The 11,523-nt window shown below is 74.3% G+C and carries 11 protein-coding genes; 10 read left to right on the forward strand and 1 reads right to left on the reverse strand.

All coding sequences use genetic code 11. The annotated features are described in order from the left end of the window. Positions 1–226 precede the first annotated feature (226 nt). The 3 genes from GUY61_RS27170 to GUY61_RS27180 all read left to right on the forward strand — a co-directional run bounded on the left by GUY61_RS27170 (position 227) and on the right by GUY61_RS27180 (position 4,319). The gene (locus tag GUY61_RS27170) at positions 227–1,249 is read left to right on the forward strand and encodes an SRPBCC family protein (RefSeq protein ID WP_166632886.1); all 1,023 of its coding nucleotides are present in this window, start codon (positions 227–229) and stop codon (positions 1,247–1,249) included. A 151-nt stretch (positions 1,250–1,400) separates the two neighbouring features. Further along, positions 1,401–3,209 (forward strand): acyl-CoA dehydrogenase, encoded by a 1,809-nt coding sequence (locus tag GUY61_RS41635; protein WP_166632887.1) that lies wholly within the window; start codon positions 1,401–1,403, stop codon positions 3,207–3,209. Positions 3,210–3,359: 150 nt separating this feature from the next. Further along, on the forward strand, positions 3,360–4,319 hold the full coding sequence (locus GUY61_RS27180; RefSeq protein WP_313896876.1) for a 4'-phosphopantetheinyl transferase superfamily protein: 960 nt from the start codon (positions 3,360–3,362) through the stop codon (positions 4,317–4,319). On the opposite strand, the gene GUY61_RS41305 is transcribed toward GUY61_RS27180, so the two are convergent. Further along, positions 4,316–4,783, reverse strand: a complete 468-nt coding sequence (locus tag GUY61_RS41305) for a nuclear transport factor 2 family protein (RefSeq protein WP_166632889.1) — start codon at positions 4,781–4,783, stop codon at positions 4,316–4,318. The two genes, GUY61_RS27180 and GUY61_RS41305, sit on opposite strands and share 4 nt — an antisense overlap. Before the next feature lie 165 nt (positions 4,784–4,948). Between GUY61_RS41305 and GUY61_RS27190 the strand changes: the two genes are divergently transcribed. From GUY61_RS27190 to GUY61_RS27220, 7 genes are all read left to right on the forward strand, one after another. After that, positions 4,949–6,436 (forward strand): FAD-dependent monooxygenase, encoded by a 1,488-nt coding sequence (locus GUY61_RS27190; protein WP_166632890.1) that lies wholly within the window; start codon positions 4,949–4,951, stop codon positions 6,434–6,436. A 52-nt stretch (positions 6,437–6,488) separates the two neighbouring features. Continuing rightward, positions 6,489–7,184, forward strand: a complete 696-nt coding sequence (locus GUY61_RS27195; RefSeq protein WP_166632891.1) for an antibiotic biosynthesis monooxygenase — start codon at positions 6,489–6,491, stop codon at positions 7,182–7,184. A gap of 178 nt (positions 7,185–7,362) precedes the next feature. Then, positions 7,363–7,692 carry a TcmI family type II polyketide cyclase gene (locus GUY61_RS27200; protein ID WP_166632892.1) on the forward strand — a complete coding sequence of 110 codons (330 nt, stop codon included), beginning with the start codon at positions 7,363–7,365 and terminating at the stop codon, positions 7,690–7,692. A gap of 200 nt (positions 7,693–7,892) precedes the next feature. Beyond that, positions 7,893–8,168: a phosphopantetheine-binding protein gene (locus tag GUY61_RS27205; protein ID WP_166632893.1), complete on the forward strand. Its 276-nt coding sequence runs from the start codon at positions 7,893–7,895 to the stop codon at positions 8,166–8,168. A gap of 13 nt (positions 8,169–8,181) precedes the next feature. Then, entirely contained in the window at positions 8,182–8,967 is a 786-nt protein-coding gene (gene fabG, locus GUY61_RS27210; protein WP_166632894.1) for a 3-oxoacyl-ACP reductase FabG, read from the forward strand. Between the two features lie 71 nt (positions 8,968–9,038). After that, entirely contained in the window at positions 9,039–9,983 is a 945-nt protein-coding gene (locus tag GUY61_RS27215) for an aromatase/cyclase (protein WP_166632895.1), read from the forward strand. A 1-nt stretch (position 9,984) separates the two neighbouring features. Further along, a complete protein-coding gene (locus GUY61_RS27220; protein WP_166632896.1) occupies positions 9,985–11,490 on the forward strand; it encodes an FAD-dependent oxidoreductase in 1,506 nt (501 codons plus the stop codon). Positions 11,491–11,523 lie beyond the last annotated feature (33 nt).

Consider the following 11,523-nt stretch of genomic DNA (forward strand, 5'->3'; position numbering starts at 1 on the left):
GCAGGGTGCCCGCGCCGGGTGGAGCGGGCGTCGAGCGCGGGTGCACCGCACGTCGCGTGCCGCGCGTTCCTGCGGATTCGAGCGCCGGTCCAGGAGCGGGCGAGTGGTTCTCCACCCGGTCAGGACACAGTCCATGGCGAGCCCGGACAGGCCGGCCGGTTGCGGCGATCCCGTGGCCGCCCGTCCCGGGTCTTCCAGACGTCCGAGACGAGAAGGGGTGTGACGGATGTACCTCGCGCCTGTGCACCGCATGGCCCAGCACACGGCGGTGGACGCCCCGGCGGGCGTGCTCTACGGCCTGATCGCGGACGCGTTGCGGTGGCCCGTCTTCCTGCCGCCCACCGTCCACGTCGAACAGCTCGAGTCCGGCGGGCAGTGGGAGCGGCTGCGGATGTGGGTCACCGCCAACGGCGAGGTCAGGTCCTGGACGTCGCGGCGCACTCTGGACCCCGTGGCGCACCGTGTCGACTTCCGCCAGGAGGTGCTGCCCCGGCCGGTGACCGCCATGGGCGGCAGCTGGGTCGTCGAGCAGCGCGGCCCCGAGCACTGCCTGGTCACCTTGCACAACGACTTCTCCGTCGCCGGGAACGCGCGCGCCGACGTCGACTGGATGCGGCGGGCCACCGCCGGCAACAGCCGCGCCGCGCTCGCCAACCTCAAGCAGCTCGCCGAGCGCTGGCGCCGCCTCGACGACCTCGTGCTGTCCTTCGAGGACTCGGTCCACGTCACCGGCCCGGGCGAACCCGACGGGATCGGCGAGCTGGTCTACGGCTTCCTGCACCGCTTCGGCGACCGGGCCGGCGCCCTGCCCGGCGCCACCCGGACCGACATCGCCGAGCACCGGCCCGGCATCCAGTTCATGACCGTGGAACTGGCCGGCGCCGGCGGGACGGCGCGGACCACCGAGTCGGTACGGATCGGCTTCCCGCACGCCGGGCGCATCGTCTACAAGGACATCCGGGACACCGAACAGCCCGCGCTGCTGGCCGCGCACGCGGGGGAGTGGTCGGTCGAACCCGACGCCTCGGGCGGGGGCGTCGCCGTCGTCGCGCGGCATCACGCGGTGCTCGACGAGGACGGCCTGCGGCAGCGGTACGGCGACGGCCCGGACGCGGCGCGGGCCGCGCGTGAGGCGCTGCGCTCGCGGCTCGCCCGGCAGAGCCGCGCCACGCTGCGGCTGGCCAAGGAGCACGCCGAGGGCGCGCCGGCCCACGGACCCCGGGCCGTGCCGCCCGCCCGGGTGCCGTGACCGGGGCGCGTCCCCCGGCCCCCGGGCAGGAGGCCGAAGACCACGCCGGACACGCCTGCCGCGCCGGACGTGCGCGTCGCGCCGGAAACGCCTGCCGCGCCGAACACCGCCCGTCCGCGAACCCCGGAGGGGCTGAAGCTGGAGGTCCCACGTGAACAGCAGCCTGACCGCGGGCGACGGCACGCCGGCGGCACGGCCCGCCGCCCCCCGCACCCCGCAGGTGCCCGGCGACGGGCCCGCGCGGGCCCAGTACGTCGAGGACCTGCTCGGCGACCCCTTCGCCGCCGGCAACCCGCACGGCCAGGAGGCGCTGCTCGCCGCCGACGAACGGCGCGAGGCCCCGGCGGCCACCGAGACGCTGCTCACCCGTTTCGGCCTCGCCGCCGAGTTCGTGCCGAGGTCGCTCGGCGGCCGCCTCGGCGGAGTCGAGGAACTCGCCCAGGTGCTGCGGCCGGTGTTCCGGCGGGACGTGGCGCTCGGCTTCGGCGCCGGGATGACCGCCCTGTTCGCCGCGTCCGTGGTGTGGACCGCCGGCGACCACCGGCAGCGCCGGGACACCGCGCGGCTGCTGCTCGACGGCGGCCGGATCACCATCCTGCACCGCCAGTTCGCGCACGCCAACGCGATCCTGCGCGGCGAGTACACCGCGCACCCCGCCCCCGGCGGCGGCTACGTGGTCGGCGGCCGCAAGGAAGTCGTCATCAACGCCGACCGCGCCGACGCCTTCGTCGCCTACGTCCGCACCGCCCCCGGCGACGGCCCGGACAGCCACTCCGTGTTCCTCCTCGAGACCGGCCGGCTCCCGGCCCGCGCGGTGCGCCGGCTGCCGCGCGCCCGCACCCACGGCATGCGCGGCGCCCACTACGCCGGACTGGAACTCGACCGCTGCCCCGTGCCCGCCGACGCCCTGGTCGGACGGCCCGGCGAGGGCGTCTCCCTGTCCCTGCGCACCTTCCAGGTCAGCCGCGCCCTGGTGTCCGGCGGCGCCCTGGTCGCCGGGATGGACAGCGCGCTGCGCTACGCCGTGCGGGCCGTCACCGAGTCCCGCCGCGGCGTCGCGCCGCGCGGCCGCCGCGGCCGGGTGCTCGCCGGCGTCTTCGCCGACCTGCTCGCCTGCGACAGCCTCGCCGTCGCCGGACTGAGACTGCTCGACCTGGCACCCGAGCACGCCCTCGTCCCGTCCGCCGCCGTCAAGTACGCCGTGTCCGCGCTGCTCCACGAGGACCTCGACGAACTCGCCGCGGTGCTCGGCGCACGCGGCTACGACCGCGGCCCCGCGTACGGCGGCTTCCAAAAACTCGTCCGCGACCTGCCGGTGGCCGGACTCGGGCACGCGGGCACCGCCGACACCCAGGCCGTACTCGTCCCCCACCTGCGCACCCTCGCCCACGCCCCCTGGCGCGGCGGGGACGGACACGAGGCGCCCGCCGCGCTCTTCACCCCCGGCAAGGACCGCACCACCCTCGACTTCCGGCGGCTCGACGCCGAACCCCGCGACCCGCACAGCGGCTGCGACGGGCTGCTCGCCGTGCTGCCCGGCGCGGCCGCCCGGCTCGACGGGCGGCGCTCGCGCGGCGCCCGGTGGGCGGCGCTCGCCGACCTCGCCCGCGTCTTCGCCGCCGAGGCGCACACCCTCGCCGAGCGGTGCGCCACCCTCTCCGGACGCCCGGATGCCGGGGCCCTCGCCCCGGCCGCCTACGTCCTCGCCGACCGGTACTGCCTGCTGCTCGCCGCCGCGTCCTGCCTCGCCGTCTGCGAGAACGCCGCCCCCGGCACCCCGGACGGCGGCCTGCTCGCCGAACCCGACTGGGCGCTGCTCGCCCTGACCCGGTTCGCCCGCCGCCTCGGCCTGGACGTGCCCGACCTCCCCGACGGCGTCACGCAGGAACTCGCGGCCGGGCTCGTGGACCGCTACCGGCGCGGGCGCAGCTTCGACCTGTACGGGATGCGGCTCGCCTGACGGGACCCCGGCACCCGCCCCGGCGCCCTGCCGGCACCCGCCCCCGGCAGAAACGGTTCGGCTCCACCGGCGGGCCCGCACCGCCCGCCCCGGCACCGGCAGCCGGACTTCGAAGAGATGTGGAAGAGAGACGGAAAGGAGGCGAACGCCGTGCACCCCACCGAGCCCACGCCCGCGCGCACGAGCGGCGGCAGCCGCGTCACCGACGACATCGACGCCCGCGACGCCGGCGGTGTCCTCGACACCCTGCGCCGCCTGAGCGCCCTCGGCGTCGTCGCCACCGCACACGGCTTCGCCGTCGCACCCCCCGTGCACGTCCCCCGCCCGGACAGCTCCTGGCTGCGGATCCGGGAGGACCTGGGGAACCGCGGTGCCGCGGTGGCGTACGCGACCTGGACCGAGTGGCTGCCCGCGGTGCTCACCACGCCGCGCCTCGAGGCCCTGCTCGGCCGCGACTGGAACCGCTACACCGCCACCCGCGACCCCGCGGTCCGCTGCCGGTTCGCCGCGTCCCGGCTCCTCGTCAAATACGCCGCCGCGGCCGCGCTCGGCATCGGGCCCGAGGACATCGACATCGCCTACCGGCTCGGCGGCCGCCCGTACCTGCGCGGCCTCGACCAGATCGAGGTGGCCCTGACCCACACCGGTGAGCTGATGGCCGTGGGGATCAGCCGGACGGGCCGGATCGGCCTGGACGCCGAACGCGCGGACCGGCGGCTCGACTTCGACCTGATGCGCACCCAGATGTGCACCCCCGCCGAGGCCGCGGAACTCGACGCGCTGCCCTTGGACCAGCGGGCCGCGTGCGCGCTGCGGCTGTGGACCCTGAAGGAGGCGTACACCAAGGCGCTCGGCCAGGGCATGCGGCTGCCCTTCACCGAATTCGGCTTCCACCTCGCCCTCGGCGGCCTGCGCACCCCCGATGGCGCCGCGGCCCTGGGCGAGGAGTGGGCGTTCGCCACCCACCCGGTCCTCGGCCGCTACCTGGTCAGCACCGCCTGCCACGACGCCGGACTCGACCCGGCCGGGGACACCTCGGTCGGCACCATGCTGGACCGCCGGCTGCTCACCGCCATGACGGCGCCCGGGCAGCCGGGCCCGGCCGCCTAGGCGCGCTTCGGCGGCTCTCCCTCGACGAAGACGACCCGGAAGGCCAGCTCGCTCATCCGCCACCCGGCAGGAGTCCTGCGGGCCCGGCCGCGGGCGAGCGTGCCCGCACGGAACAGCGGCGGCCGGTCCTCGCCGGGGTGATGGACGTGCACGGTCAGCACGTTCGCACGGAAGGAGGCCCGGTCGCCCTCGACGCTCACCACCGCCGGCGAGCCCAGGTGCTGGGTCCGCGCGAACGCCGCGAGCGACGCACGGTGCCACGCGGCGAGCCCGGCGCGCCCCTGGTGGCGGCTCATCGGGAAGGCGACGGCCGCGTCCTCGGTGAACAGACTCCGGGCCCACCCCTCGTCGAGCTCCTCGTCGTCGAGGGCGATCAGATAACGGCCCAGGAGTTCCGCGACCCGGGCGGCGTCGGCCACCTCGGCGACCGTGCCCGCAGCGGTGTGGAAATCATTGGAAGTCACCGCCCGAGCATGGCGCCGGACGCGCTTCCCGGACCAGATTCCTGCCAGAGATCTGACATTCCCGGCAGAGTTCTGTAGTGGATTGCCGAAAGCCTGTACCGCATTCGCTTTACCGTCCCCCCGTGACCCGGCAATACTCGTCAAACACCAGTCGGGAGAGGGCAGATGGATACCTTTGACGCGGACGTGATCATTGTGGGAGCAGGTCCCACCGGACTTATGCTCGCGGGGGAGTTGAGCCTCGCCGGAGTCTCCGCCCTGGTCGTCGACCGGCTTGCCGAACCCATCAGGGAATCACGCGCCCTCGGCTTTTCCGCGCGCACGATCGAAGAATTCGCGCAGCGCGGACTCATTTCCCGGCTCGGCGATGTCGATGTCATTCCGGTCGGTCATTTCGGCGGTGTGCCGCTCGACTACCGGGTCGTCGCGGGCGGTTCGTACGGCGCCCGCGGCATTCCCCAGTCGCGCACCGAGGCCATGCTCGCCGGCTGGATCGCCGAGCGCGGCGTTCAGGTGCGCCGCGGCGTCGAGGTCACCGGTGTCGAACAGGACGGCGACGGCGTCAGCGTCCGCACCGCCACCCCCGACGGCGCCGGCGTGCTCCGCGGCCGCTACGCCGTCGGCTGCGACGGCGCCCGCAGCGTCGTCCGCACCAGCGCCGGCATCGGCTTCCCCGGCAACGCGCCCACCGTCGAGCTGCGCTTCGCCGACATCACCGGCGTGCCGCTGCGGCCGCGTTTCAGCGGCGAGCGGGTGCCCGGCGGCATGGTGATGGTGCTGCCGCTGGGCCCGGACCGCAGCCGCGTCATCTACTACGACCGCGCACAGCCGCTGCGCACCGGCGCGGACCCGATCTCCTTCGGCGAGGTCGCCGAGGCGTTCGGGCGCCTGTCCGGCGAGGACATCAGCGGCGCCACGCCCCTGTGGGTGTCCTCCACCACCGACGTCAGCCGCCAGGCCGCCGAGTACCGCAAGGGCCGCGTCCTCGTCGCCGGGGACGCCGCCCACATCCACCTGCCCATCGGCGCGCAGGGCATGAGCGCCGGCATCCAGGACGCCGTCAACCTCGGCTGGAAGCTCGCCCTCCAGGTCAAGGGCCGCGCCCCCGAGGGGCTGCTCGACACCTACCACACCGAGCGCCACCCGGTCGGCGCCCGCATCCTCGCCAACACCCTCGCCCAGCGCACCCTCTACCTCGGCGGCGACGAGACCGACCCGCTGCGCCAGGTGTTCACCGAACTCGCGCAGTACGAACAGGTGCAGCGCCACCTCGTCGGCATGGTCACCGGCCTCGACATCCGCCACGACGTCGGCTGCGACCGCCACCCGCTGCTCGGCCGCCGCCTGCAGGACAGGCAGATCACCCGCGACGGCGTGAAGCACAGCGTCGTCGCCCTCCTCGAATCCGGGCGCGGCCTGCTGCTCGACCTCGCCGGCAGCGCCGCACTGCGCGCCGCCGCCCAGGGCTGGTCCGACCGGGTCGACACCGTCACCGTGCAGGGCCCCGACGGCGACTGCGCCCTCGACGGCATCCTCGTCCGCCCCGACGGCTACGTCGCCTGGGTCGGCGGACCCGGCGACGGCCCCGCCGCCGGCGCCACCGGCATGCCGCTCACCGAAGCGCTCGGCCGCTGGTTCGGCCCCGCCCTGTGACCACGGCCCACCCCCGAACGCAACGCACGCCCCCCGAGGAAGCGAAGGAACCATGCCGAACATCTCCACCGAGGACAACTACCTGACCGTCCTCAACCTGTTCACCACCGACACCCCCGACAAGCAGGACCGGCTGCTCACCGAGATGCGCAGGATCGTCGACGCGGCGGCCTACGAGGGATGGATCTCCTCCACCGTGCACGCCGGGCAGGACAGCCCCGGCACCGCCAACCTCATCCAGTGGCGCAGCGGCGAGGACCTGGAGAAACGGTACGCCGGCGACGAGTTCAAGCACCGCACGCTGCCCGTCTTCCGCGAGATCACCACGGGCATCCGGCTGCTGCAGAACGAGATCGTCTTCACCCGGACCCACCCCGGCCTCGGCGGCCGCATCGACGTCTCGCCGGACCGAGACGACTACACCGTCATCGAGGTCCACCGGGTCGGCGAGGCCGACCAGGCCGAACTGCTCAAGCTCCTGGGCGAGGGCCAGGACTGGCTCGTGAACGTCCCCGGCTACCGCTCGCACAGCGTCTTCAAGGGGCTGCGGGCCATGTTCGTCGAGGGCGCCTTCGCCGTCGTCTACGCGCAGTGGGACAGCAAGGAAAGCTACGAGGCCTTCCGCGACCTGCCGCACGCGAGCAAGCCCATGCCCCGCCGCGGCAACGACGAGCGCATCGACGCCCTGACCGTCGAGAGCGACTCGAACACCTACCGCGTGGTGCACACGCGCGCCATGGGCGAGTAGCCCCCTTCGCGCCCCGTGTGCCGGGCGGGCGCCAACCGGCCCGCCCGGCGTCCGGGGTCCAAGGCCACTCCCGGCCCCCCCCGCGGCTCCGGGACGCGGCCCGGCCGCGGCAACCGGGCCGGCGGCACAAAGGCGTACTCGCACAAGACACCGGACCTCGCCAAGGAGCAGACAACCTATGCACAGCACGCTGATCGTGGCCCGCATGGTGCCCGGTTCGAGTGCGGACGTCGCCGAACTGTTCGCCGAGTTCGACGCGACGGACATGCCGCACCGTATGGGCACCCGGCGGCGCCAGCTGTTCGCCTACAACGGCCTGTACTTCCACCTCCAGGACTTCGACGAGGACAACGGCGGCGAGCTGATCCAGGGCGCCAGACAGGACCCGCGCTTCGTGCGGATCAGCGACGACCTCAAACCGTTCATCACCCCCTACGACCCGGGAACCTGGCGCTCCCCGGCCGACGCCATGGCCCAGCGCTTCTACCGGTGGCAGGCGTCCGCCTGACCAGCGGCGTGCCGTCCCCGCCGGCCGGGGAGACGACCGCACTGCGCCGCCCGGCACCGGCGCCGCGGCCCACCCGGACAGGCGTCCGGCCGCACCGGCGCCGCGACCCACCCGGACAGGCGTCCGGCCGCACCGGCGCCGCGACCCACCAGAACCGATCAGCCGGGGCGCAACCGCCCTGAGACCGAAGGAAGTTCCCCATGCCCAGCATCCCGTTCACCCTCGACGACCTCAGGCGGATCCTCATCGAGGCCGCGGGCGCGGAGGACAGCGTCGACCTCGCCGGAGACATCCTGAACACCAGGTTCACGGTGCTCGGCTACGAGTCCCTGGCGCTCCTGGAGACCGGCGGCCGCATCGAGCGCGAGTACGGCATCGTCCTGGACGACGACGACCTCAGCGACGAGCTCACCCCGGGCGACCTGATCGACGCCGTCAACGCCCAGCTGTCCCGGGCCGGGGCCCGGGCCGCCTGACAAGGAGCGCACCATGTCCGACACCACCCAGCGCGTCGCCCTCGTCACCGGCGCGACCAGCGGCATCGGCCTCGAGGTCGCCCGCCTCCTGGCGCGCCAGGGCCACCGGGTCTTCATCGGCGCGCGCGACGCGGAGAAGGTCAGCCGCACCGTCAAGGCGCTGCGCGAGGAGGACCTGGACGCCGACGGCCAGGAACTCGACGTCCGCGACACCGCCTCCGTCAAGGCGTTCGTGCGGGGCGCCGTCGACGCCTTCGGCACCGTCGACGTGCTCGTCAACAACGCCGGGCGCTCCGGCGGCGGCCCCACCGCGGACATCGCCGACGAACTGTGGGACGACGTCATCGACACCAACCTCAACAGCGTCTTCCGGATGACCCGGGAAGTCCTGACCACCGGCGGCATGCGCACCAAGGACCGCGGCCGGATCATCAACATCGCCTCCACCGCGGGCAAGCAGGGCGTCGTCCTCGGCGCCCCCTACTCGGCCTCCAAGCACGGCGTCGTCGGCTTCACCAAGGCCCTCGGCAACGAACTCGCGCCGACCGGCATCACCGTCAACGCCGTCTGCCCCGGCTACGTCGAGACGCCGATGGCCCAGCGGGTGCGCCAGGGCTACGCCGGCGCGTACGGCACGACCGAGGAGGAGATCCTCAAGAAGTTCCAGGCCAAGATCCCGCTCGGCCGCTACTCCACGCCCCAGGAGGTCGCGGGCCTGGTCGGCTACCTCGCCTCCGACACCGCCGCGTCCATCACCTCCCAGGCCCTGAACGTCTGCGGCGGCCTGGGCAACTTCTGAAACCCCGCCCGGCCCCGCGCAACCCGCGCCGGCCGAGCCCGCAAAGCAAGCACCCCCGAGGAGAAGCCGTCATGACGACTCGCGAGGCCGAGCACGAGATCACCGTCGGCGCACCCGCCGCCGCCGTCTACCGCCTCCTCGCCGAGGTGACCAACTGGCCGCGGATCTTCCCGCCCACCATCCACGCCGAACGGCAGGAGAGCACCGGCGGCGAGGAACGCATCCGCATCTGGGCCACCGCCAACGGCGAGCCCAAGACCTGGACCTCGCGCCGCACCCTCGACCCCCAGGCCCTGCGCATCACCTTCCGCCAGGAGGTCCCGGCGCCGCCGGTCGCCGCCATGGGCGGTGCCTGGATCGTCGAACCCCTCGGCGAGGACACCTGCCGCGTCCGGCTCCTGCACGACTACCGGGCCGTCGGCGACGACCCGCACGACCTGGCGTGGATCGAGCGGGCCGTGGACAAGAACAGCACCGCCGAACTCGCCGCCCTCAAGGAGAACGTCGAACGCGTCCACGCCGCCGAGAGCGAGGAGCTGACCTTCTCCTTCACCGACACCGTACGGATCCAGGGCTCGCCCGAGGACGCCTTCGCCTTCGTCAACGAGGCCGGCCTGTGGCCCGAGCGGCTCGGGCACGTCGCCCGCGTCCGCTTCACCGAGCACGCCCCCGGCCTGCAGGAACTTCAGATGGACACCCGCGCCAAGGACGGCTCGACCCACACCACCCGGTCCTACCGGGTCGCCCTCGGCCACCACCGCATCGCGTACAAGCAGGTCACCCTGCCCGCCCTGATGACCCTGCACACCGGCATGTGGACCTTCGAGGAGACCGACGACGGCAACGCGACGGCCGCCTCCCAGCACACCGTCACCCTCAACACCGAGAACATCGCCCGGATCCTCGGCCCCGACGCCACCGTCGCCGACGCCCGCGCGTACGTGCACACCGCGCTCAGCACCAACAGCCTCGCCACCCTCGGCCACGCCAAGGCCCACGCGGAGCGGAACCGCTGACATGGCCGCCGCCCCGCACCCGGACGGCCGGACACGGCGCACCGGGCCCACCGAGACGGCCGCCACCCAGGTGATCGTCGTCGGCGCGGGCCCCGTCGGCCTGCTCCTCGCCGGCGAACTGGCCCTGCGCGGAGTCCAGGTGACCATCGTCGAGCAGCGCCACGCCCCGGCCGCACAGTCCCGCGCCTCCACACTGCACGCCCGCACCATGGAACTGCTGGACAGCCGCGGCCTGCTCCCGGACCTCGGCAGGGCGCCCCGCGAGCCGCGCGGCCACTTCGGCGGCATCCCCCTCGACCTGACACTGCCCGGCCCCTACCCCGGGCAGTGGAAGGTCCCCCAGACCAAGACCGAGGCCATCCTGGAGGAATGGGCCCTCGGCCTCGGCGCCGACCTCAGGTGCGGCCACACCCTGCACGCCGTCGCCGACCGCGGCACCCACGTCGAGGCCGCCGCCACCAGCCGCCACGGCGACCGGGTCACGCTGCGCGCCCCCTACCTCGTCGCCTGCGACGGCCAGGACTCCACCGTGCGCCGCCTGACGGGCGCCGGCTTCCCCGGCACCGCGGCCACCCGGGAACTGCTGCGCGCCGACGTCGACGGCCTCGACATCCCGGACCGGCGCTTCGAACGGCTCCCCGGCGGCCTCGCCGTCGCCGCCCGCAACCCCGCGGGCACCACCCGCGTGATGGTCCACGAGTTCGGCGCGAAGCCCCGCGAGCGCACCGCCGCCCCCCGCTTCGACGAGATCGCGGACGCCTGGAAGCGCGTCACCGGCGAGGACATCAGCGGCGGCACCCCGCTGTGGGTCAACCACTTCGACGACGCCAACCGGCGCCTGACCCACTACCGGCACGGCCGGATCCTGTTCGCCGGAGACGCCGCCCACCGCCAGATGCCCATCGGCGGCCAGGCCCTCAACCTCGGACTCCAGGACGCCTACAACCTCGGCTGGAAACTCGCCGCCGACCTCGACGGCACCGCACCCGCCGGGCTCCTCGACACCTACCACAGCGAACGCGCCGCCGTCGGCGCCGCCGTCCTCGGCAACATCCGCGCCCAGGCCCAACTGCTCCTCGGCGGCCCCGAAGCGGAACCCCTGCGCACGGTCCTGGCCGAACTCGTCGCACACGACGACGTGCGCACCCACCTGGCCCGGATGATCAGCGGCCTGGACATCCGCTACGACGTCGGCGGCCCCGAGCACCCGCTGCGCGGCACCCGCCTGCCGCACACCCGGCTCCGCGTCGGCGAGATCGTCTGCAGCACGGCCGAACTGCTGCGCTCCGGACGCGGGCTGCTCCTCGGCCTCGGCTCCCCGCCACCACCGCTCGACCCTGCCCGGGCCGGCCGCATCGACACCGTCACCGCCCACACCGAACTCGGCTCCCCGCTCGCCGGCACACCCGCCGTCCTGGTCCGGCCCGACGGCTACGTCGCCTGGGCGGGCGGCCCCGGCGGGGACGGACTCGCCCGGGCGGCCGGACGCTGGTTCGGTTCCGCCTGAGGCCCCCACCCCAGCCGGTCCGCTCCCTACCGC

Source organism: Streptomyces sp. GC420, assembly GCF_009916105.1.
Classification (GTDB): Bacteria; Actinomycetota; Actinomycetes; order Streptomycetales; family Streptomycetaceae; genus Streptomyces.

Excerpts from the sequence above, each read along its gene's own strand:
- GUY61_RS27170 (WP_166632886.1), top strand. The coding sequence starts at position 227 with ATGTACCTCGCGCCTGTGCACCGCATGGCCCAGCACACGGCGGTGGAC.
- GUY61_RS27190 (WP_166632890.1), top strand. The coding sequence starts at position 4,949 with ATGGATACCTTTGACGCGGACGTGATCATTGTGGGAGCAGGTCCCACC.
- GUY61_RS27195 (WP_166632891.1), top strand. The coding sequence starts at position 6,489 with ATGCCGAACATCTCCACCGAGGACAACTACCTGACCGTCCTCAACCTG.
- GUY61_RS27200 (WP_166632892.1), top strand. The coding sequence starts at position 7,363 with ATGCACAGCACGCTGATCGTGGCCCGCATGGTGCCCGGTTCGAGTGCG.
- GUY61_RS27205 (WP_166632893.1), top strand. The coding sequence starts at position 7,893 with ATGCCCAGCATCCCGTTCACCCTCGACGACCTCAGGCGGATCCTCATC.
- fabG (WP_166632894.1), top strand. The coding sequence starts at position 8,182 with ATGTCCGACACCACCCAGCGCGTCGCCCTCGTCACCGGCGCGACCAGC.
- GUY61_RS27215 (WP_166632895.1), top strand. The coding sequence starts at position 9,039 with ATGACGACTCGCGAGGCCGAGCACGAGATCACCGTCGGCGCACCCGCC.
- GUY61_RS27220 (WP_166632896.1), top strand. The coding sequence starts at position 9,985 with ATGGCCGCCGCCCCGCACCCGGACGGCCGGACACGGCGCACCGGGCCC.